14 protein-coding genes, 1 tRNA gene and 4 pseudogenes are annotated in these 20,810 nt (G+C 72.7%); 8 read left to right on the forward strand and 11 right to left on the reverse strand.

The features are described from left to right. A pseudogene (locus ACFV9H_RS38455) lies at positions 1–358 on the reverse strand (hypothetical protein); the annotation flags it as partial. Between the two features lie 305 nt (positions 359–663). On the opposite strand from ACFV9H_RS38455, the gene ACFV9H_RS38460 reads away from it, so the two are divergent. Then, positions 664–1,578 carry an alpha/beta hydrolase gene (locus ACFV9H_RS38460; RefSeq protein WP_385408105.1) on the forward strand — a complete coding sequence of 305 codons (915 nt, stop codon included), beginning with the start codon at positions 664–666 and terminating at the stop codon, positions 1,576–1,578. A 55-nt stretch (positions 1,579–1,633) separates the two neighbouring features. Here the strand turns inward: ACFV9H_RS38460 and ACFV9H_RS38465 are convergent, their stop codons facing one another. Together ACFV9H_RS38465 and metG are read right to left on the reverse strand one after the other, a co-directional pair. Beyond that, positions 1,634–2,284, reverse strand: a complete 651-nt coding sequence (locus tag ACFV9H_RS38465; protein WP_385408136.1) for an antibiotic biosynthesis monooxygenase — start codon at positions 2,282–2,284, stop codon at positions 1,634–1,636. 316 nt (positions 2,285–2,600) lie between these two features. Beyond that, a complete protein-coding gene (gene metG / locus ACFV9H_RS38470; RefSeq protein ID WP_385408107.1) occupies positions 2,601–4,316 on the reverse strand; it encodes a methionine--tRNA ligase in 1,716 nt (571 codons plus the stop codon). Between the two features lie 448 nt (positions 4,317–4,764). On the opposite strand from metG, the gene ACFV9H_RS38475 reads away from it, so the two are divergent. Continuing rightward, positions 4,765–5,340, forward strand: a complete 576-nt coding sequence (locus tag ACFV9H_RS38475; RefSeq protein WP_385408109.1) for an RNA polymerase sigma factor — start codon at positions 4,765–4,767, stop codon at positions 5,338–5,340. A gap of 812 nt (positions 5,341–6,152) precedes the next feature. Further along, positions 6,153–6,872, forward strand: a pseudogene (locus ACFV9H_RS38480) (IclR family transcriptional regulator C-terminal domain-containing protein); the annotation flags it as partial. A gap of 342 nt (positions 6,873–7,214) precedes the next feature. On the opposite strand, the pseudogene ACFV9H_RS38485 reads toward ACFV9H_RS38480, so the two are convergent. From ACFV9H_RS38485 to ACFV9H_RS38500, 4 genes and pseudogenes are all read right to left on the reverse strand, one after another. Beyond that, a pseudogene (locus tag ACFV9H_RS38485) lies at positions 7,215–8,138 on the reverse strand (dihydrolipoamide acetyltransferase family protein); the annotation flags it as partial. 512 nt (positions 8,139–8,650) lie between these two features. Further along, positions 8,651–9,070: pseudogene (locus ACFV9H_RS38490) on the reverse strand (flavin reductase family protein); the annotation flags it as partial. A 95-nt stretch (positions 9,071–9,165) separates the two neighbouring features. Further along, positions 9,166–9,250: transfer RNA gene (locus ACFV9H_RS38495), tRNA-Leu, on the reverse strand. A 193-nt stretch (positions 9,251–9,443) separates the two neighbouring features. Further along, positions 9,444–10,385, reverse strand: coding sequence for a beta-ketoacyl-ACP synthase III (locus tag ACFV9H_RS38500; protein ID WP_385408111.1), 942 nt, complete (start codon positions 10,383–10,385; stop codon positions 9,444–9,446). A 201-nt stretch (positions 10,386–10,586) separates the two neighbouring features. Here ACFV9H_RS38500 and fdhD point away from each other — a divergent pair, with 201 nt between their 5' ends. Beyond that, positions 10,587–11,414 (forward strand): formate dehydrogenase accessory sulfurtransferase FdhD, encoded by an 828-nt coding sequence (fdhD, locus tag ACFV9H_RS38505; protein WP_385408138.1) that lies wholly within the window; start codon positions 10,587–10,589, stop codon positions 11,412–11,414. Here the strand turns inward: fdhD and ACFV9H_RS38510 are convergent. From ACFV9H_RS38510 to ACFV9H_RS38520, 3 genes are read right to left on the reverse strand one after another with little or no spacing between them, the layout of a single operon-like run. Further along, complete coding sequence (locus ACFV9H_RS38510; protein WP_385408113.1) at positions 11,404–11,868, reverse strand: hypothetical protein; 465 nt, start codon at positions 11,866–11,868, stop codon at positions 11,404–11,406. The two genes, fdhD and ACFV9H_RS38510, sit on opposite strands and share 11 nt — an antisense overlap. Position 11,869: 1 nt before the next feature. After that, complete coding sequence (locus ACFV9H_RS38515) at positions 11,870–12,301, reverse strand: (2Fe-2S) ferredoxin domain-containing protein (RefSeq protein ID WP_385408116.1); 432 nt, start codon at positions 12,299–12,301, stop codon at positions 11,870–11,872. Between the two features lie 9 nt (positions 12,302–12,310). Next, positions 12,311–13,354, reverse strand: a complete 1,044-nt coding sequence (locus tag ACFV9H_RS38520; protein ID WP_385408118.1) for a bile acid:sodium symporter family protein — start codon at positions 13,352–13,354, stop codon at positions 12,311–12,313. Between the two features lie 133 nt (positions 13,355–13,487). On the opposite strand from ACFV9H_RS38520, the gene ACFV9H_RS38525 reads away from it, so the two are divergent. Continuing rightward, on the forward strand, positions 13,488–14,339 hold the full coding sequence (locus ACFV9H_RS38525) for a LysR substrate-binding domain-containing protein (RefSeq protein ID WP_385408121.1): 852 nt from the start codon (positions 13,488–13,490) through the stop codon (positions 14,337–14,339). Between the two features lie 304 nt (positions 14,340–14,643). Continuing rightward, positions 14,644–16,467 carry an AMP-dependent synthetase/ligase gene (locus tag ACFV9H_RS38530; RefSeq protein WP_385408124.1) on the forward strand — a complete coding sequence of 608 codons (1,824 nt, stop codon included), beginning with the start codon at positions 14,644–14,646 and terminating at the stop codon, positions 16,465–16,467. Here ACFV9H_RS38530 and ACFV9H_RS38535 read toward each other — a convergent pair. Then, positions 16,462–17,322 (reverse strand): HAD family hydrolase, encoded by an 861-nt coding sequence (locus ACFV9H_RS38535; protein WP_385408127.1) that lies wholly within the window; start codon positions 17,320–17,322, stop codon positions 16,462–16,464. The two genes, ACFV9H_RS38530 and ACFV9H_RS38535, sit on opposite strands and share 6 nt — an antisense overlap. Before the next feature lie 128 nt (positions 17,323–17,450). On the opposite strand from ACFV9H_RS38535, the gene ACFV9H_RS38540 reads away from it, so the two are divergent. Then, complete coding sequence (locus ACFV9H_RS38540; RefSeq protein WP_385408130.1) at positions 17,451–18,719, forward strand: ABC transporter substrate-binding protein; 1,269 nt, start codon at positions 17,451–17,453, stop codon at positions 18,717–18,719. 16 nt (positions 18,720–18,735) lie between these two features. Next, a partial coding sequence (locus ACFV9H_RS38545) for an ABC transporter permease (protein ID WP_385408133.1) occupies positions 18,736–20,810 on the forward strand: 2,075 nt, incomplete at its 3' end.

The following is a 20,810-nucleotide window of genomic DNA, read 5'->3' on the forward strand; positions in this document are numbered from 1 at the left end:
CCGGTGCGGGTGGCGGCGGCTTCGCGTCCCCGGCCCCGGCCTTCGCCGCAGGCGCGGGCGCGGGCGCGGGCCCGGCAGCCGGCTCCGGCCGCACCGGGCCGGGCGGTCGGGGCGTACCCGCCGGGGCGGGACCCGCGCCCGGGTGGTGCACGGTGGGCCGGTCGGGCCCGGGAACGGCCGGCCGTACCGAGGGCGCCCCGGAAGGCCGCGCCGCGGGCCGCCCCGGCTTGCCGGCCGGCACGCACACGTCGACCCTGGCTCCGCGGTCGTCGCCGTCGCCCGCGACCGCCACATGGCCGTGCAGGGGGCAGAGCGCCGCCACCAGACCGGCCCCGGCGAAGTACTGCCAAGCGGTCACCGCGCGTCCTCCCGAATTCCACAGCAGATGTAGGGGCTACGTCTGAAGAAACGATCACGACGGGGGTTCGATACGCGCCAGACAGGCCGAGATCCCGGTCCGGGGGGTGACTTCGGGGAGTGTCGGGCCCGCTTCGGGCGCGGGCCCGTCCGTACGGCTCAGCCTGGGCGGTCGGTCCGGCGCGTCACCTCGTGGATGTGAAAATCCGAGCACAGGATGATGTCCGTGGACACGGACGTGATCATCGCCGGCGCCGGCGGCCCTGGGCCGGGCGCGCCCGCCGCCCTCGACGCTGCGTCGGCGGCATGACCACCGCGCCCGCGGGCCAGTCCCGGGGAGTGCGCCGGATCAGTCTGGACGCCGCCGGGATCCCCCTGTCCGCCCTGCTCTGCGAGCCCCGGGGCGGTGCTCCGCGGGCCACGGTGGTCGCGGTGCACGGAGCCGGCATGAGCGCGGGCTACTTCGACGGCCAGGCCCTGCCCGACCTCTCCCTGCTCACCCTGGGGGCCCGGCTCGGGTTCACGGTCCTGGCCGTGGACCGGCCCGGCTACGGGCAGTCCGCGGGCCCGCTCCCCGAGGGGCAGGCGCTCGCCGAGCAGGCGGCCACCCTCGCCGCCGCCCTGCGCGACTACCGCGCCCGGTTCCGGACGGGGGCCGGGCTCTTCATACTGGCCCACTCGTTCGGCGGGAAGGTCGCGCTGCTCACCGCCGCCGACCACGCCGCGCCGGACCTGCTCGGCGTCGAGGTCTCCGGCTGCGGCCATCGGTACGCGGCGGACGCCTTCTCGGGTGCGGGCGCGGCCCGCGGCGGCAGGCGGAGCTGGGGGCCGCTGGGCCTCTATCCGCCGAGCACCTTCACCACCAGCGGCTCGATCGTCTCCCCGGTTCCGCTCCGGGAACAGGCGGACATCCCCCGGTGGCCGAAGCTCTTCCGGAGGGTCGCGGGCCGCGTCCGCGTGCCCGTACGGTTCACCTTCGCCGAGCACGAGACCTGGTGGCGGCACGATCCCGAGGCACTCACGGAGCTGCGGTCCCGGCTGACGGCCGCGCCGCGGCTGTGCGTGGACCGGCAGCCCGGGGCGGGCCACAACATCAGCCTCGGATACGCGGCGCGCTCCTACCACCTGCGCTGTCTCGGCTTCTTCGAGGACTGCCTGCTGACGGGCCCGGCGCGGCCGATCGTGAACGCCGCGCCGGCGACCAACACCCCGAGGTCGTGACGGGCCCTTGGCTCCCGCTCCGTGCCCGCCCATGGCCTCGGCGCCGGTGCGGGGCTCACCCGGCAGCGGGCTCCAGGGTCAGGGCGGGCACGTAGCGGTGGAACGGATTGCCCGTCACACCGGGGAAGGCCAGGACCCGGCGCCACGCGGGGGTGTCGGAACCGATGCCGGTGCCCGGGGCGGCCAGCGCGTCCGCATGGGCCTGCGCGCTCTCCCACTCGGCGTAGTTGAGCATCCGACGGCCGTCCACGCCCAGGTGGAAGGCGGCGGAGATGCCGCCCGGCGCCGGGGCCGGGTCGGCGGCCAGGGCGTCCAGCACCAGATCCACCCAGGCGCGCGGCGCCTCCGGGTCGGTGCCGTCGAACTCGGCGCCCACGACGACCACCGCCCCGGGCACGGCGGCCCCGGCGACCGGCCCGGCGGACCGGTACGGCGTGTACTCGTGGAGGGCGATCCGCTCGATGCCGGGCACGGCCGCGTCGATCTCCGCGTTGCGGTCGTCTCGGAAGGTACGGAAGAACTCGTCGTAGGCCGCCCGGTCCTTCCACTGCGAGTAGTGGAACAAGGTGTCGCCGTCGGTCCCGATGTGCACCGTGTACGACAGCAGCCCGACCGCCGGCCAGGGGCGGCTCTGCCACGCCCGGGCGATGGCCTCGACGGCGGCCCGCTGGCGTTCGGGGGTGCCGACGCTCCAGGTACTGGCCATCACGGTGCCGACTCCGGGCCGGGAGAGGTCGGGCCGGGCATCGGTACCCCGCCGGACCTCGACCCTGGCCCCGGCCTTCGCCTCGAAAACGGTGTCGATGTCGATGCTGGAGTCGGTGTTCATGGCCTGCGTCCCCTCCGCTACGGGCTCCGACTTCGGGTGTCGGCGTCCTGCTCGTGACAAGATCCTCCAGCCTCAACCGCACTTGAGGTCAAGCCCGGACCGGCCCCCGGGGCGCGCGGACGCCCACCACGGACACGCGTGAGGGGCGCGGCCCCATCGGGTCGCGCCCCTCACACCGTCGTCATGCGAAGGCTCAGGCCTCCGGCGAACCGCCGAAGCGCTCGCGGTAGGACTCCAGGTCCTCCTCGGTGATCCGCGCGAAGAGCACCGGCGGCACGGTGAACGGCGTACCCGCCGGGACCGCGTCCAGGGACTTGGCCTGCTCCGGGGTGACCCAGGTGGCCGTGTCGTCGGCGAGCTCGAACGAGGAGCGCATGGCGCGTGCCGAGGCCGGGATGAACGGCTCGGAGACCACCGAGTAGAGGTGGATCAGGTTCATCGCGGTGCGCAGGGTGAGCGCCGCGCCCTCCAGGTCGGTCTTGACCTCCAGCCAGGGGGCCTTCTCGTCCAGGTAGGCGTTGCCGGCCGACCACAGGGCGCGCAGCGCGGCCGCCGCCTTGCGGTACTGGAGGGACTCCATGTGGCCCTCGTACTCGGCCAGCAGCTCGGCGATCTGCTCGCCCAGCTTGGCCTCGGCCTCGCCGGCGGGGCTGCCGGCCGGGACCTCGTCGCCGAACTTCTTGCGGGAGAAGGTCAGTACGCGGTTGACGAAGTTGCCGAGGGTGCCGCCGAGGTCCTTGTTGACCGTGGCGGTGAAGTGCTCCCACGTGAAGGACGAGTCGTCGGACTCGGGCGCGTTCGCGATGAGGAAGTAGCGCCAGAAGTCGGCCGGGAGGATCTCCAGCGCCTGGTCGGTGAAGACGCCGCGCTTCTGCGAGGTGGAGAACTTGCCGCCGTAGTACGTCAGCCAGTTGAAGGCCTTGACGTAGTCGACCTTCTTCCACGGCTCGCGGGTGGCCAGTTCGGTGGCGGGGAACATCACCGTGTGGAACGGGACGTTGTCCTTGGCCATGAACTGGGTGTAGCGGACGTCCTCGGCCTCGTACCACCACGACTTGTAGTCGCGGTTCGCCGGGTCCAGGTCGGACCACTCCTTCGTCGAGCCGATGTACTCGATCGGGGCGTCGAACCAGACGTAGAAGACCTTGCCCTCGGCGGCCAGCTCCGGCCAGGTGTCGGCCGGGACGGGGACGCCCCAGTCGAGGTCACGGGTGATGGCGCGGTCGTGCAGGCCCTCGGTCAGCCACTTGCGGGCGATGGAGGAGGCCAGCTGCGGCCACTCCTCCTCGTGGTGCGCGACCCAGGCCTCGACCTCGTGCTGGAGCTTGGACTGGAGGAGGAAGAGGTGCTTGGTCTCGCGGACCTCCAGCTCGGTGGAGCCGGAGATGGCCGAGCGGGGCTCGATCAGGTCCGTGGGGTCCAGGACGCGGGTGCAGTTCTCGCACTGGTCGCCGCGGGCCTTGTCGTAGCCGCAGTGCGGGCAGGTGCCCTCGACGTAGCGGTCCGGCAGGAAGCGGCCGTCGACCGGCGAGTAGACCTGCCGGATCGCGCGCTCCTCGATGAACCCGTTCTCCTGGAGCTTGCGCGCGAAGTGCTGGGTGATCTCGCGGTTCTGCACCGACGAGCTGCGGCCGAAGTAGTCGAAGGACAGCTCGAAGCCGTCGTAGACCGCCTTCTGGGCGTCGTGGGCCTGCGCGCAGAACTCGGCGACCGAGAGACCGGCCTCCTTGGCGGCGAGTTCGGCGGGGGTGCCGTGCTCGTCGGTGGCGCAGATGTAGAGGACGTCGTGGCCGCGCTGGCGGAGGTACCGGGAGTACACATCCGCCGGAAGCATCGACCCGACCATGTTGCCCAGGTGCTTGATCCCGTTGATGTACGGAAGCGCGCTGGTGATCAGGTGTCGAGCCATCCTCGGATGCTCCATTTCATATTTGCGGTACCACGTGACGTGACGGTCTATGACCGGGGTTCATCGTATCGAACCGCCGAAACGCCCCGCGCCGGATTTGTTCATGGGCGGACTTAACGCAAAAGCGAGGGCTGTGACCTCTCCGTCACGGCCCTCGCGATCGCGCCCATGCTACAGGCGGACCACCGGGCGCCTGACCGGCGGGGACGGCAAGGTGGGACCGGCATATGCGTATGCGTCCGGCGAAGCCACCGCGTGATCGACACCGATCACGACTCGATCATCACCGAACGTAATATTTCCAGGTTGCTGCTCTGCGCCCTGCGAGTACGCCCGCGCTGATTTCCTGTCTCCGCACAGGGGATGAGGTGGAACGGTGAGCGATGGCGGACCGGAGGAGTCCGGTGGGGCCGTGGGACTGCCGAGCCGACGGCGACGGCCTACACCCATGAGCCAGTGGGATCCGGCGGCGCGCGTCTCGTACTGGGCCTTCCACGCCAATCGGCGGCCCGCGTACATGCGTTTCGCGTACCTGCATCTGGGCTCGGACGCGGCGGCGGAGGAGGCGGTGGACGCGACCTTCGACTCGATCATGGGCGAGTGGCTCCGGATGCTCCACATGGACCGCCTCGACGCCTACGCCTGGACCGTCCTCAAGCAGTGCATAGTCGACCGGCAGCACCGCCTCGACCCCTGGCGGCGCCGGCCGGAGCCGATGGACATCAGCGCCTTCGAGGCCGCGCTGAAGGAGGCGCACGCCGATCAGTACGAGGTGCTGACGGACACCATCCGCTTCTACTCCGCGGTCTCCCGACTCGCCGAGCGGCAACGCGACGCCGTACTCCTGCGGTACGGGCTGCGCTGCTCGCCCGGCGAAGCCGCCGCCGTGATGGGGGTGGACGAGGCCACCGTCCGCTCCTACCTCGGCCAGGCCCACCGCCGGCTCGCCCGACTGCTCGACACGTCAGCGGATCCGGCCGACCGTACGGGCGGCGCCGACTCCGCGGAATCAGCCGGATCATGAAGCGATACGAACGGCAGGACCCGCTGGACGGCGAAGACACCCCCCGCTCCCTGGCCCAGTTCCTGGCCCGGGCGGGCGTCCGCGACCGCTACCCGCACTACGACCTCGGCGCGGCCGAGGCCCGGCTGCTGCGCGCCACCCCGCACACGCCCGTCCCCGGACACCGCGCCCGGCGCCGCTCCGCCTACGGGTGGAGCGACCCGACGCGAGACTGTCCCCTCGACGCCGAACGGGCCCGGCGCGACCTCAAGGCCACCTGCCTGGCCTCGGTGTGCGCGCCCAAGGCCGCCCTACAACTGGACTCCTTCGCCTCGGGGGGGCACACCGACCTGGCCGGGGCCGCCGTGTTCGGCTGCCTGCTGCATCTGGCGGGGCTGCGCGAGGGGGCCCGCTTCTGGTGGCAGTTCGCCGCCGGTTCCGGCAGCGCGCGGACCGCGCCGGCCGCGTACTGCCTCTTCCTCGACCACTCCCGGCGCGGCGAGCACCACGACGCCCGGCACTGGGCGCGCGAGCTGGGCCGGCGCGGCTTCCGGCCGAGCGGCCGACGGGACCTGCGGGAGGTGCGGCTGTGCGCGCAGGCGGCCGTCCTGCGGTACGTGGACCAGCTCGACGATCCCGATCTGGGCCCGGTGCCGCTGCCGCGGCCCGGGGTGTCCTCGGTCCTGGCCGCTTTCCGGCCGCCGCCCGCCGTCGTGACGACGGTCGCGCCCGCGGCGGCGGCCTCGCCCGGGCCGGCCGCCGGGCCGCTGCGCCACCCGGCGCTGACGGCCGCCGCCCGCGGGACCGTCGTCCAGGCCGGGGCGGGCGAGGCCCTGGCGGAGGCCCGCCGCGCGCTGGCCGTCGTACGGGTCCTCGAACGACACCCGCTCGGCGTGCGGACCGCGCAGCTGCGGCGGGAGACGGGGCTCGCCGAGGCGGAACTCGGCCCGCTGCTGGCCATGCTGTGCGAGGAGGAGTACGCGTACCGGCCGGGCGCGGGGGTGTACGGGCGCGGGCCCGCCCTGGACCGGCTCGCCGCCCCGGGCGGCCACGGCCTGGCGGGCCAGCTCCAGCGCACCCTGGCCCTGGCCCGGGACAGCGCGGGCGCCGCGGTGTACCTGAGCCGGTACGCCGAGGGCGAGGTCCGGATCACTCAGATGGCGGACGGGCCGGCGGCCCCACCGGTGCGGGAGTGGGTGGACTTCCGGGCGGCCGCGCACGCCAGCGCGGTCGGCAAGTGCCTGCTGACCCAGCTCGACCACGACCGGCGCGCCGACCACGTGGCCCGCCACCGGCCGGCCCGGCTCACCCCGCAGACCATCACGGACAGCCGGGCCCTTTTCACCGCCCTGGACGCGGTCGCTCCGGGAGCGCCGGTCTTCGACCTCCTCGAATACTCCCCCGGGGTCGTCTGCTCGGCGGTTCCGATCGCCACCGGCGACTCGGCCGGCAGCCTCGCCCTGTCCCTGCCCGCCACCCACGCCCACCGGCTGCGCGCGGCCACCGAGGCCCTGCGCCGCAAGGCCGTCCCGGTCCTGCTGGCCCTGCTGCTGTCGGGGGCGATCCCGCCGGACGCCCCTCAAGTGCCGGAGGACTCGGTCCCGTTGCCGCCCCAGCCGGTGAAGGCCCCCGTCACCGCGGAGACCCTGCGCCATCTGCGCCGACTGTTCCGGACCCCGCTCACCGGCGCCGCCACCCCGGCCGACGGCCCGCACCTCGTCAGCGACTCGACGGCCGAAGCCGCCTACCTCTTCGACCCGGCCCCGGCGGGGGGACCGCCCCGACTTTCGCTCCCGTACACCTTCGGCCCCGTCGCCCCGGACAGCCTCCCCACGCCCGACGGCCTGATCTTCCGTCGCACGTGAGCAGGTGAGCACGTGAGCACGTGATGTGGTTCAGCTCCAGGTGATCAGGCGGCGGGGGTGTTCCAGGACCGCCGCGATGTCGGCCAGGAAGCGGGAGCCCAGTTCGCCGTCGATGAGACGGTGGTCGAACGACAGGGCCAGGGTGGTGACCTGGCGCGGCTTCACCTTGCCCTTGTGGACCCACGGCTGGAGCTTGATCGCGCCGACCGCGAGGATCGCGGACTCGCCGGGGTTCAGGATGGGCGTGCCGGTGTCGACGCCGAAGACGCCGACGTTGGTGATGGTGATGGTGCCGTTCTGCATGTCGGCCGGGGAGGTCTTGCCGTCGCGGGCCGTGGCGACCAGCGAGGACAGGGACTCCGAGAGCTCGCCGAGGGTCTTGGCGTGGGCGTCCTTGATGTTCGGGACGATCAGCCCGCGGGGGGTGGCCGCCGCGATGCCCAGGTTGACGTAGTGCTTGAGCACGATCTCCTGGGCCGCCTCGTCCCAGGACGCGTTGACGTCCGGGTTGCGGCGGATGGCCACCAGGACGGCCTTGGCGATCAGGAGCAGCGGGTTGATGCGCAGCCCCGCCAGGTCCGGGTCGTCCTTGAGCTCCTGGACCAGCTTCATCGTGCGGGTCACGTCGAGAGTGATGAACTCCGTGACGTGCGGCGCGGTGAAGGCGGAGCCGACCATCGCCTGGGCGGTGACCTTGCGGACGCCCTTGACCGGGATACGGGTCTCCCGCGCGCCCGCCTCGGCCTGCGGGGCCTGGACGGGTGCGGCCGCGGGTGCGGCCACTGCTGCGGGAGCCGGTGCGGGCGCGGCCTGTGGGGTGATCGCGGCCGCGGCGGCGTGCACGTCCTCGCGGGTCACGACCCCGCCGTCCCCGGTGGGGACCACGATGGCCAGGTCGATGCCGAGGTCCCTGGCGAGCTTGCGCACGGGCGGCTTGGCCAGCGGCCGCTCCGCGCCGGGTCTCCACGCCGATGTTCGCGCGGATCCACTCGTCACTGGTGTCGAGCGCGCGCTCCAGCTCCTGGTTCGTCACCACGCGCTCCGGGACGCTGACGCCGATCTCGCGGATGCCCGCGGTGATCCCGGCCCTGGTCCCGGCCCCTGTCCCGGCCCTGGTCCCGGCCGGAACTCCGGCCCGGGCTCGGGCCCGGATTCCGGCCCCTCCTTCAGCCATGTCCGCCTCCTCCTGTACCTTTCCGGCCGTCTGGGCGGCCTGGGGTCGTTCCTCCGTCGCCGCGGCCCGGTCACCCACGGCCGGTCAGCCCTGCGTCTCGGCGTACGTGGCCAGCCGCGTGTATCCGCCCTGGTGAAACACCAGGGGTTCGAGGTCCCCGTCGCCCAGCCGCAGACCTTTGACGCGACCGAGAACGGTCACGTGGTCCCCGCCCTCGCTGACGGTCTCCGCTCGGCCCGACGAGATCGCCGAGCTGCCGCTGGGCCTGCCGGCCGACCGGCCGGTCGTGGGAGGCGAAGAGGACCGAGACCTCGTGCTGGGTCGCGGCGAGGAAGCTCAGCGTGAACTCCCGCCGCTGGGCGATCCGCCGGGAGACCCGTCCACCGGGCCGCAGGCTCACCGACACCAGCGGAGGGTCGAGCGACACGGATGTCACGGAATTGACGGTCAGCGCCTCGGTACTGGCGCCCGCCCCGGACGCCACCACCGCGACGCCGGTGGGGAAGCGGCCCATGGCCTGCCTGAATTCCCTGCTGTCGATGGCCGGCAGCACCACTGCCCCCTTGTCGAGCATCGAATCCCTCCTCCGGAGTCGAACCGCCTCCACCGGCTGCGGCCTGCGAGAAGCTTCGCGGCGGGGCAACGGGAGGGGAACGCTCATCGGGACAGCACGATTGGGCTCGACCAAAGAGCACGGCCCAGGTGGCGACATGGGGCCGGCCGGCGGGGAGGGCAGGAGAAGGAACGCGGGAAAACGAAAGCGAGGGCCGTGACCCAAAGGTCACGGCCCTCGCCGGTACTGCACTGTGTCCGAGGGGGGACTTGAACCCCCACGCCCGATAAAGGGCACTAGCACCTCAAGCTAGCGCGTCTGCCATTCCGCCACCCGGACTAGGTGGTCGGCCCCGGTTTCCCGCGGCGACATGGACAACAATAGCAAAGGATTGACGCGCCTCAGACCACTTATCGCCGCGGCCGAAGATCCGCCACGCCGTGCTGACCTGCGGGCATGCGCGCAGGAGCCCCCGGCGCGCGGCGGCGGGGGCTCCTGGGGGCGGGTCGGCGCGGTGCACGCACCGGTGGCGTCACGGGCAGCGGATGACCTGGCCCGCGTAGGAGAGGTTGCCGCCGAAGCCGAAGAGGAGGACCGGGGCGCCCGAGGGGATCTCGCCGCGCTGGACCAGCTTGGACAGTGCCATCGGGATGCTGCCCGCCGAGGTGTTGCCGGAGTCGACGACGTCACGGGCGACGACCGCGTTGACGGCGCCGATCTTGGCGGCGAGCGGCTCGATGATCCGCAGGTTGGCCTGGTGCAGGACGACCGCGGCCAGCTCCTCCGGGGTGACCCCGGCCTTCTCGCAGACCTTGCGGGCGAGCGGCGGGAGCTGGCTGGTGGTCCAGCGGTAGACGGACTGGCCCTCCTGCGCGAAGACCGGCGGCGAGCCCTCGATGCGGACGGCGTTGCCCATCTCCGGGACGGAGCCCCAGAGCACCGGGCCGATGCCGGGCTCCTCGCAGGCCTCGACGACGGCAGCGCCGGCGCCGTCGCCGGTGAGCACGCAGGTGGTGCGGTCGCTCCAGTCGGTGATCTCGGTCATCTTGTCCGCGCCGATGACCAGCGCGCGGGTGGCCGAACCGGCCCGGATCGCGTGGTCGGCGGTGGCCAGGGCGTGGGTGAAGCCCGAGCAGACGACGTTGATGTCCATCACGGCGGGGCCGCCGCCCATGCCCAGCTTGGCGGCGACGCGGGCGGCCATGTTGGGCGAGCGGTCGATCGCGGTGGAGGTGGCGACCAGGACGAGGTCGATGTCGTCCGGGGTCAGGCCGGCGCCGGCCAGCGCCTTGCCCGCGGCCTGGAAGGCCAGCTCGTCGACCGGTTCGTCCGGGCCCGCGATGTGGCGGGTACGGATGCCCACACGAGAACGGATCCACTCGTCGGTGGTGTCGACCATGGCCGCGAGGTCCTCGTTGGTGAGCACTTTCGCGGGCTGGTAGTGCCCTAGCGCCACCACTCGTGAACCGGTCATGGGCGGGGTCCCCCCTCGTACGGAAGTCAGGATCACCCAGCTTTGCCTGCTACTGATGGGTACGTGTGCGTGTGACCCGACAGGATTCCGGGGCCGGAATTTGGAGACTCCCGAGGATCCGCCTGCCGGGACGGCGCCCGAAGTGGAACCGGGACAATGGCCTCGTCGGATGTGGGCGAGAAGAAGGATGGGCTGATCACCATGGGACGGGTCACCGAGCGCCGTCGCGTCGTCCGGATCCGGAGCGGCGTGGAGGGGGTCCGCCCGGACACGCTGGTGGCCGAGGAGCCGCTGGAGATACGGCTCAACGGCAAGCCCCTGGCCATCACGATGCGCACCCCGGGCGACGACTTCGCGCTGGCGGCGGGCTTCCTGGTGAGCGAGGGCGTGCTGGGCGCCGCCTCGGACGTCCAGGCCGTCACCTACTGCGAGGGCGCGACGGAGGACGGTTCGAACACCTACAACGTGGTCAACGTGCAGCTGGCCGCCGGGGTGCCGGTGCCGGACATCACGCTGGAGCGGAACGTCTACACCACCTCCTCCTGCGGCCTGTGCGGGAAGGCGAGCCTGGACGCGGTCCGTACGGCGACCCGTTTCCCGGGCGTGGCCGAGGATCCGGTACGAATCTCGGCCGACGTCCTCGGCGGCCTCCCGGACCGGCTGCGCGCCTCCCAGAAGGTCTTCGACCGCACGGGCGGGCTGCACGCGGCCGGGCTGTTCACGGCGCAGGGCGAGCTGCTGGACCTGCGGGAGGACGTGGGCCGGCACAACGCGGTGGACAAGATCGTCGGCCGGGCCCTGCAGTCCGGCCTGCTGCCCCTGGCGGGTGCGGTGCTCCTGGTGTCCGGCCGGGCCTCCTTCGAGCTGGCGCAGAAGGCGGTGATGGCGGGCATCCCCGTACTGGCGGCCGTCTCCGCGCCGTCCTCGCTCGCCGTGGACCTGGCGCTGGAATCGGGCATGACGCTGGTCGGCTTCCTGCGGGGGCCGGACATGAACATCTACGCGGGCGAGGAGCGGATCACGAGGTAGCGGTGCGCCGGTACCGCTCCGCGTCGCCGCCTTCGTAGCCGAGGAACGTGGCCCACACGTCGCTGCCGTCTCCCGCGGTGCCACCCTTGCCGGTGCCGGCGAGCGTGAACCAATCGGCGCAGCCCTGTACCGCCGGCGGTCCGTCGACGGTGAACTTGATCAGGATCCCCGGATCCTCGTCGGAGTGCCGGTCGATGGTCCAGCTGCCCTCGCCGGTGAACAGGGCCGGCTGTCGGTCTCCGGTGCACAACCAGCCCGAAGCGTCCGTGAGGCGGGCCCGGCCGTCGGCCATCACCTCGAGCCGGGCTCCGCGGTCACCCTGCCACGTGCCGGTGACGTCTTCCTCCGTCAGCGGAACGGACGGTTTGCCGCCTTCGAGGCCGAAGGCCAGACCCACGGCAGCCAGAACCAGCAGACCGAACAGCACGAGCACCGCGCGGGCTAGGTTCTGCACCTCAGCGCCCCCGGCGGCCGCGGCGGGTGGTGTTCGGGGCCGGCTTCGGTTCCGGGGGCTCTATGCGGTGGAGGTCCAGGGTGGCCGGGACCGGGGCGGAGCCCGGGCCGCCGGAGTTCGCCCAGGCGATGATCTCGTCGGTCGCGGTGTCGTCCAGGGCCCAGCCGAACCAGGCCGCGCGCGCCCCGCGGCGGCGGGCCTCGCTGGTGGGCTGGACCACGATGACGTTGGCCTGGGCGCAGGGCCCGAGGCAGTCGCTCGTACGGACCGCCAGCCGGCCCCCGGATTCGGCGGCGGCCGCGCGCAGCCGGGCGAGCTGTCCGGCGTGGTCGGTGCCGGGGTTCTTTCGGGGGTCGCCGCAGCAGCAGCCGCGGCAGACCACGAGGGTGCAGGGGCGTTCGGCGTTGGCGCCGAGCGGGCGTATCCAGGTCACCACCGAACGTTATCGGGCCTGGCCGGTGGGCTGTTGGGACGGGAGCGAGACCTCCGCCACACGGTCGGCGGCCGGTTCGGGATCGGCCGGGTCCTGGGCGCGGCGGCGGGCGAGGACCGCGCAGACCATCAGCTGCATCTGGTGGAACAGCATCAGCGGGAGCACGGCGAGGCTCGCCTGGGCTCCGAACAGGACGCTGGCCATGGGGAGTCCGGCGGCGAGGCTCTTCTTCGACCCGGCGAACTGGATGGCGACGCGGTCCGCGCGGCCGAAGCCGAGGCGGGCGGATCCGTACCAGGTGACGAGGAGCATCACTGCGAGGAGTACGGCCTCCACCAGCAGCAGGGCGCCCAGGCGCGGGAGGCTGACCTGGTGCCAGATCCCGGCGGCCATGCCCGCGCTGAACGCCGCGTACACGACGAGCAGGATCGATCCCCGGTCGACGTATCCGAGCACCTTCTTGTGACGGACGAGGAAGCCGCCGACCCAGCGACGCAGGGCCTGACCGAGGAGGAAGGGCAGCAGGAGCTGGAGGACGATCTTGAGGAGGGAGTCCAGGGAGAAGCCGCCCGCGTCCCCGCCGAGCAGGCCGGCGGCGAGGAGCGGGGTGAGCAGGATTCCGGCGAGGCTGGAGAAGGAGCCGGCGCAGATCGCGGCGGGGACGTTGCCCCGGGCGATCGAGGTGAAGGCGATGGAGGACTGGATGGTCGAGGGGACCAGGCAGAGGAAGAGCAGACCGCTGTAGAGCGGCTGGGTGAGGAGGGAGGGGAGGAGGCCGCGGGCGGCCAGGCCGAGGAGGGGGAAGAGCACGAAGGTGCAGGCCAGCACGGTGAGGTGGAGCCGCCAGTGGCGTAGGCCGTCGAGGGCCTCGCGGGTGGAGAGCCGGGCGCCGTAGAGGAAGAAGAGCAGGGCCACGGCCGCGGTCGACGCGCCGTCGGCGATGGTGGCGGCCGGGCCGCGGGCGGGGAGCAGGCCGGCGAGGCCGACGGTGCCGAGCAGGGCCAGGATGTACGGGTCCAGGGGCAGCCAGGCGGGAAGGTGCGGGCGGCGCATGTGCGGGGTGCTCACTTGCTTTCGGGGCGGGGGCTCGTTCCCTTCCATCGTCGGGGGCCCGCGGTGATCGGGAAACCCGCACACCGTGCTCACTGTCATCTCGATTCGTGATGAGCGCCGTACGATGGGCGGTATGTACGACCCTGTCCAGCTGCGTACGTTCCTCACGGTGGCCCAGACGCTGAGCTTCACGCAGGCCGCCGGGCGGCTCGGCGTACGGCAGTCCACGGTCAGCCAGCACGTGCGGCGGCTGGAGGAGGCGACGGGCCGGCCGCTGTTCGTCCGGGACACGCACAGCGTGGAGCTGACGGAGGACGGCGAGGCGATGCTCGGCTTCGCGCGGACGATCCTGGAGGCGCACGAGCGGGCGGCGGCCTTCTTCACCGGGACGCGGCTGCGGGGGCGGTTGCGCTTCGGGGCCTCGGAGGACTTCGTGCTGACCCGGCTGCCGGAGATCCTGGAGGGCTTCCGGCACGAGCACCCCGAGGTGGAACTGGAGCTGTCGGTGGAGCTCTCGGGAACCCTGCACGAGCGACTGGACGCCGGCCGGCTCGATCTGGTGCTGGCCAAACGGCGAGGGCCGGGCGACGAGCGGGGGCGGCTGGTGTGGCGGGACCGGATGGTGTGGATCGGGGCGGAGGGGTTGCGGGTGGAGCCGGACCGGCCGGTCCCGCTGATCGTGTTCCCGCCGCCGGGGATCACCCGGGCCCGGGCGCTGGAGGTGCTGGAGCGGGAGGGGCGGGCCTGGCGGATCGCGTGCACGAGCGGCAGCCTGAGCGGGCTGATCGCGGCGGCGCGGGCCGGGTTGGGGGTGATGGCCCACACGCGGGGGCTGATCCCGCCGGGGCTGGTGCGGGTCGGCGGGCTGCCGGAGCTCGGGGCGGTGGAGTTCGCGCTGCTCCGCGGAGCGCGTGCCTCTGCCGCCGCCGAAGCCTTGGCGGCGGCCGTGCTGTCGGGGGCGGACCGGCTGACCCGCGCGGGCTGATCGCGCTGCGGGGCCGTGAGTGCCCCCAGGGGCTCCGCCCCAGACCCCGTCGGGGCTCCGCCCCGAACCCCGCGCCTCAAACGCCGGCGGGGCTGAGATTTGCTGCGCAGATCCAGCCGCGCCCGGCGGACGGCAGGAGCGAAATCCAGCCCCGCCGGCGTTTGAGGCGCGGGGGTCCGTGGGCGGAGGCCCCGGCAGGGGCAACACGGGCTCTGGGGAGGTCTTGTGGAGGTATCCGCAAGGTGATCAACCTCCGCGAAACCGAGCGGTACGTTCACCGCGGCGCGCGGAGAGGAGCGGGGGCTTGAAGGAGATCACCGTCCCACCCGTCGTCACGGGCACGCCCGTAGGCGGTTTGGCCGATGTCGTGTTCCAGTACGCGCGGCAGGAGCCCGACCGGGTGGTGCTCGGCCGCAAGACCGATGGCGTCTGGCGGGACGTGACCTCCGGCGAGCTGGCCTCCGAGGTGCTCGCGCTCGCCAAGGGGCTGTTGGCGCAGGGGGTGCGGTTCGGGGACCGGGTCGCGCTCATGTCCCGTACCCGGTACGAGTGGACCCTCTTCGACTTCGCGCTGTGGGCGATCGGCGCCCAGCCCGTCCCCGTCTACCCGAGCTCGTCCGCCGAGCAGGTGCAGTGGATCCTGTACGACTCCGCGTGCACGGCCTGCGTGGTGGAGGACGAGAACCAGGCGATGACGGTGGGCTCGGTCATCGACGGGCTCCCCCTCCTGCGCAGGCTCTGGCAGCTCGACGCCGGGGCCGTGGAGGAGCTCGTGGCGGACGGGCTCGGCGTCGCCGAGGACGTGGTGCACCGCCATCGCGGCGCCGTGACTCCCGACGCGACCGCCACCGTCATCTACACGTCCGGAACCACCGGTCGACCCAAGGGGTGCGTGCTCACGCACGCCAACTTCATGTACGAGGCCGACACCATGGTCTCCCGCTGGGAGTCGGTCTTCCAGGCCGGGCCGGGCGAGCAGCCGTCCACCCTGCTCTTCCTGCCGCTGGCCCACGTCTTCGGGCGGATGGTGGAGGTGGCGGCCGTTCGGGCGCGGGTCAAGCTCGGGCACCAACCCGTGCTGGCGGCGGCCGAGTTGCTGCCGGACCTGGCGGCGTTCCGGCCGACGTTCGTGCTCGGGGTTCCGTACGTCTTCGAGAAGGTCTTCGCGGCCGCCCGCCGCAAGGCCGAGGCGGAGGGGCGTACGGGCCCCTTCGACCGGGCGGTGGAAACGGCGGTCCGGTACGCGGAGGCGCGCGAGCACAAGGCCTTCGGCACCGGGCCGGGCCCCTCGGCCGGTTTGCGGATGGAGCACCAGCTCTTCGAGAAGCTCGTCTACGGGAAGGTCCGCGAGGCGATGGGGGGCAGGGTCCGGCACGCCATGTCGGGCGGCTCGGCGATGTCGCGCCGCCTCGGGCTGTTCTTCGACGGCGCCGGGATCACGATCTTCGAGGGGTACGGGCTGACGGAGTCGTGTGCGGCGGCCACCGCGAATCCGCCGGGGGCGACGAAGTACGGCACGGTCGGCCGCCCGATCCCCGGCAGCACGGTGCACATCGCGGACGACGGGGAGGTCTGGCTGCACGGCGGGCACATCTTCTCCGGGTACCTGGGCGACCCGAAGGCGACGGACGAGGTCCTGCGCGGCGGCTGGCTGGCGACCGGGGACCTCGGACGGCTGGACGAGGACGGCTACCTCACGATCACCGGGCGCAAGAAGGAGATCCTGGTGACCTCCAACGGCAAGAGCGTCGCCCCGACCGCGCTGGAGGAGCGGGTGCGTTCGCATCCGCTGGTCTCGCAGTGCGTGCTCGTGGGCAACGACCGGCCGTACATCGCGGCCCTGCTGACGCTGGACATGGAGGGGATCGCGCACTGGCTGTCGATGCGCGGCCGCCCGCAGCGGCCGGCGGAGGATCTGGTGCACGACGAGGAGCTGACGGCCGAGGTCCGGCGGGCGGTGGTGGCCGCCAACACCCTGGTGTCGCAGGCGGAGGCGATCCGCACCTTCCGGGTGCTGGCCGAGCAGTTCACGGAGGAGCGGGGACTGCTGACCCCCTCGTTGAAGCTGAAGCGGCGGGCGATCGAGAAGGCGTACGAGAAGGAGGTCGCGGCCCTCTATCCGTCATGACCCGCCGAAGCCTTCGAGGAGATGGCGCACGATGCCGTCCTCGTCGTTGGCGGCGGTGACCGTGCCGGCCCGTGCGAGGACCTCGGGGTGGGCGTTGGCGGGGGCGACGCTCCGGTCGGCCACGGCGAACATGGGCAGGTCGTTGAGGTGGTCGCCGTACACGGTCAGGTGTGCGTCGGCCAGGCCGGTGACCTCGGTCAGGTGTCGTACGGCGAGGCCCTTCTCGGCCTGGGGGTGCCCGATCTGCACCTCGCTCCAGCCGGGGACGTACCGGTTCTCGGTGGCAAGTACGCAGGCGGCGCCGGACAGGGCGGCTTCCAGTGCGTCGACGACCGCGGCGGCCTCGGCGTCCGGGACGAACGCGACCAGGAGAGCGGTCCTGGTCAGGGCGGCCGCGGCGCGCGGGTCCGCGCAGGGGGTGAGCCGGGGGTCGCCGTAGTCCGCCTTCTCCGCCACGTACCAGGCGGTGGCTGGGTCGCGGCCGGGGCCGTGCAGGACGCGGTCGGTGGTTCCGTCCCAGGTGGTGAGCACCGGTTCGGCGGGGATCCGGGCGAGTACGTCCAGCGCGGCCGTCACGACCTCGGGCCCGAGGGTGCGGTGGGCGAGGTGGCGGCCGGTGGCGAAGTCCGTCAGGAAGGCGCCGCCCAGCTCGATGACGGGCAGCGTGAGGCGCACCCCGGCGAGGAGGCTGCGGATGGCCACGGCGCTGCGGGCGCTGGCGACGGTCAGGCGCACGCCGTCGTCCAGGAGCGCGTTCAGTCCGTCCCGGGCGTACGGGCTCAGCGTGGCGTCGGAGCGCAGCAGCGTCCCGTCGAGGTCGAGGACGTGCAGGCCGGAACGGCGGTCGGCGATCACCGGTTCATTCTGCCGCCCGGTCGGCCACATCACGATCTGACGAGTCGTCACTTTACTTGTGATTGATATTGACGACCCGTCAGGTCACGCACAGAATGCGGAGATTCCGACCGGAGGGGATCCCCGACATGTTGCGTCCGATCCGCACCCTGGCCGCCGCGGCAGCGGCCCTCGCCCTCGTATCCGCCTGCAATTCCGCCTCCACCAACGGCAACTCCAAGGGCGGGGTGGGCGACACCCCCGGCGACCGCCGCGGGGTGAGCGCCGAGTCGATCAAGGTCGGCGGAATCGTGTCGATGACCAGCGCCAGCGGCTACAGCAAGAAGGACACCGACCTCGGCGCCAAGGCCCGCTACATGAGAGCCAACGCCGAGGGCGGCGTCAACGGCCGCAAGATCGAGTACCTCGGCGCGGAGGACGACGGCCAGGACCCGGCGAAGAACCTCAGCGCCGCCCGCAAACTCGTCCAGCAGGACAAGGTCTTCGCCATCGCGCCCATGAGCTCGGTGACCTTCTCCGGGGCCGACTTCCTGGAGCAGGAGAAGGTCCCCACCTTCGGCTGGGGCACCCTGCCCTCCTTCTGCGGACCCAAGTACATCTACGGGTTCAACGGCTGCCTGGTCCCCACCCCCGGCGGCACCCTCAACCAGACCTGGCCGGAAGGCATCGGCCAGGTGCTCGGCGGCGCCCAGGGCAAGTCGGTCGCGATCATCGCCAACGACAGCGACGCCGGAAAGTTCGGCATCCGGACCTTCCAGCAGGGCTTCGCCAGCGCCGGGTTCAAGGTCTCCTACGCCAAGGCCTCGGTGCCCGCGACGGCCGTGCCGAGCGACTGGTCCGCGTACGTGAAGGAGATCCTCGAAGGCGAGGGCGGCAAGGCGCCGGACGCCGTCGTCTCCGTCATGCAGACCCCCAACAACATCGGGCTGTTCACCGCGCTCAAGCGCGCCGGGTACAAGGGGCTGCTCTCCGACCCGACCGACTACGACCCGGGTCTGCTCGCCAAGGACGCCACCAAGCAGGCCCTCGACGGGGTGCACGTCCTGCTGCAGTTCCAGCCCTTCGAGTCGACGGATCCGAAGATGGCCCAGTTCAAGGCCGACATCAAGGCCGCGGCGGGCGGCCAGGACGTGCCGCTCAACATGCACATGCTGACCGGCTACATGTCGGCCGACCTGTTCGTGTCCATCGCGCAGAAGGCGGGCAAGGACCTGACCGTGGAGTCCTTCCAGGCCGCCGCGCAGGGCTTCTCCGACACCGGCACGCTCGTCGGCGACCGGGCGGAGCCCAAGGGGCAGAAGGACAGTTTCGGCTGCGGAGCGCTCGTACAGCTGAAGAACGGCGCGTACGAGGTCTCCGTCCCGTTCAAGTGCTACGAGCCCATCCCCTTCAAGTAGGGGCGGGGGCACGGCTATGGGTGATCTGCTCGTCTTCGTACTGAGCGGCCTGGTCTCCGGCGCCCTGTACGCACTGCTCGCCACCGGGCTGGTGCTGTCGTACTCGGCGTCCGGGCTGTTCAACTTCGCGCACGGGGCCACCGCCTACCTGTGCGCCCTGACCTTCTACGAGGTGCACTCGGGCCTGGGCTGGCCCGCGGTGCCGGCGGCGCTGCTGGTGGTGTTCGTCCTGGCCCCCGCCCTCGGGTGGGGGCTGGACCGGCTGATGTTCCGGCGGCTCGCGCGGGTCGGCGAGACGGCGCAGATCGTGGCCACCATCGGCCTGCTGGTGGCCCTGCCCGCCGCCGGGCTGTGGGTGGTGGAACTACTGGAGGACGCGGGCGCGCCCGTGAAACCGGCGGAGAACCAGTTCGGGCTGCCGGGGGTGGGGCCCAGCCCCGCGAAGTCCTGGCAGCTCGCGGACGGGGTCGGCATCGACTCCGACCAGCTGATCACCTGGGTGGTGACGGCGGTCGTGGCGGTGGCCCTGTGGGTGCTCATGCGGCACACCAGGCTGGGGTTGCGACTACGGGCGGCCGTCGACAACCGCTCGCTGACCGAGCTGCGCGGGATCAGCGCCGACCGGCTCTCGTCGGTCGCGTGGATGATCGCGTCGGGACTGGCCGGGCTGGCGGGCGTCCTGGCGACCCCGCTGCTGGGGCTGTCGGCGCACGACTTCACCCTGTTCCTGTTCGTCTCGGCGACGGCGGCGGTCATCGGGCGGTTCGCGTCCGTGCCGCTCGCCTTCGCGGGCGGGCTCGGGCTGGGGGTCCTGCAGAACCTGGTCGCCGGGTACGCGTCCTTCGCCGAGTCCATCACCGGCTTTCGGACGGCCGTGCCCTTCCTCATCCTGTTCGGCGGGCTGCTGGTGCTGACCCGCCGGGCCCGGGCGGCGGGGATCGCGGCCGTGGACGCGCCGCCGGTGGACCACCTGGCCGGGGCCTCGTGGGTGCGGCGGTGGGGGGTGTGGGCAGCGGGCGCGGTGCTGTTGTGCGTCGCCTTCTACACCGTGACCACGCCGTTCTGGAGCGGGCTGCTCGCGCAGGGGCTGGCCATCTCGCTGGTGTTCATGTCCTTCACCGTGGTGACCGGGCTCGGGGCGATGGTCTCGCTCGCACAGGGCACCTTCGTGACGGGGGCCGCGCTCGTGGCCGGCCTGCTGATGAGCCGGGGCTGGCCGTTCGTCGCGGCGCTGGCGGTGGGCACGTGCGTGGCCGCGCTGCTGGGGGCGCTGGTCGCCCTCCCGGCACTGCGGCTGGGCGGCAGATCGCTGGCGCTGGCCACGCTGGCGCTGGCGTTCCTGGCGGACCAGGTGCTGTTCCAACTGCGGTGGCTGCGCAACGGCGATTCGGGGTGGTCGATACCGCGGCCGGTCTTCGGGCCGGTGGACCTGTCGGACGACCGGGCGCTGGGAGTGGCGCTGGTGGTACTGGTCGCCCTGGTGGCCGCCGGGCTGAGCGCCCTGCGGGACTCCCCCTCGGGGCGGGCGATGCTGGCGGTCCGCTCGGCACCGGCGGCGGCGGTGGCCTCGGGGGTGTCCGTACTGCGCACGAAACTGCTGCTGTTCACGCTGTCCGCGGGGCTGGCGGGCTTCGGGGGCGTGATGTACGCCTCGTACAACACCCGGATCACGGCGACCGACTTCACGGCGATGACGGGGCTGGTGTGGCTGGCGGTGGTGGTGGCGGCGGGGGTTCGGCGGCCGGTGTACGGGGTGGTGGCGGGGCTGGTCTTCGCCGTTGCTCCGCGGGTGCTGGCGGACTATGTGACGGCGTCGGCGCACCTGCCGGTGATCCTGTTCGGCCTCGCCGGGTTGGCCCTGGCCAACGATCCCGACGGGTATTGCGCGGCCGTGCCGGTGCGGCTGGCGAAGCGGCGGGCCGCCCGGGTCCCTGCGGGGCTCTCCCCCACCCCGCCCCTTCCCGAAACTGTGGGCTCCGCCCCCGGCCCCCCGTCCCGGGGGGGCGCCCCCGGCCCGGCGGGGGGGGCGGCCCCCCCACCCCCCCCCCCCAAACCCCGGCGGGGGGGGGGTGGGGCCAAACACACCGCCCG

The sequence above is a fragment of the Streptomyces sp. NPDC059874 genome (assembly GCF_042731135.1).
Taxonomy (GTDB): domain Bacteria; phylum Actinomycetota; class Actinomycetes; order Streptomycetales; family Streptomycetaceae; genus Streptomyces.

Coding starts and splice junctions, on each gene's coding strand:
- ACFV9H_RS38540 (WP_385408130.1), top strand. CDS start 17,451: ATGTTGCGTCCGATCCGCACCCTGGCCGCCGCGGCAGCGGCCCTCGCC.
- fdhD (WP_385408138.1), top strand. CDS start 10,587: ATGGGACGGGTCACCGAGCGCCGTCGCGTCGTCCGGATCCGGAGCGGC.
- ACFV9H_RS38500 (WP_385408111.1), bottom strand. CDS start 10,385: ATGACCGGTTCACGAGTGGTGGCGCTAGGGCACTACCAGCCCGCGAAA.
- ACFV9H_RS38525 (WP_385408121.1), top strand. CDS start 13,488: ATGTACGACCCTGTCCAGCTGCGTACGTTCCTCACGGTGGCCCAGACG.
- metG (WP_385408107.1), bottom strand. CDS start 4,316: ATGGCTCGACACCTGATCACCAGCGCGCTTCCGTACATCAACGGGATC.
- ACFV9H_RS38460 (WP_385408105.1), top strand. CDS start 664: ATGACCACCGCGCCCGCGGGCCAGTCCCGGGGAGTGCGCCGGATCAGT.
- ACFV9H_RS38520 (WP_385408118.1), bottom strand. CDS start 13,354: ATGCGCCGCCCGCACCTTCCCGCCTGGCTGCCCCTGGACCCGTACATC.
- ACFV9H_RS38465 (WP_385408136.1), bottom strand. CDS start 2,284: ATGGCCAGTACCTGGAGCGTCGGCACCCCCGAACGCCAGCGGGCCGCC.
- ACFV9H_RS38475 (WP_385408109.1), top strand. CDS start 4,765: ATGAGCCAGTGGGATCCGGCGGCGCGCGTCTCGTACTGGGCCTTCCAC.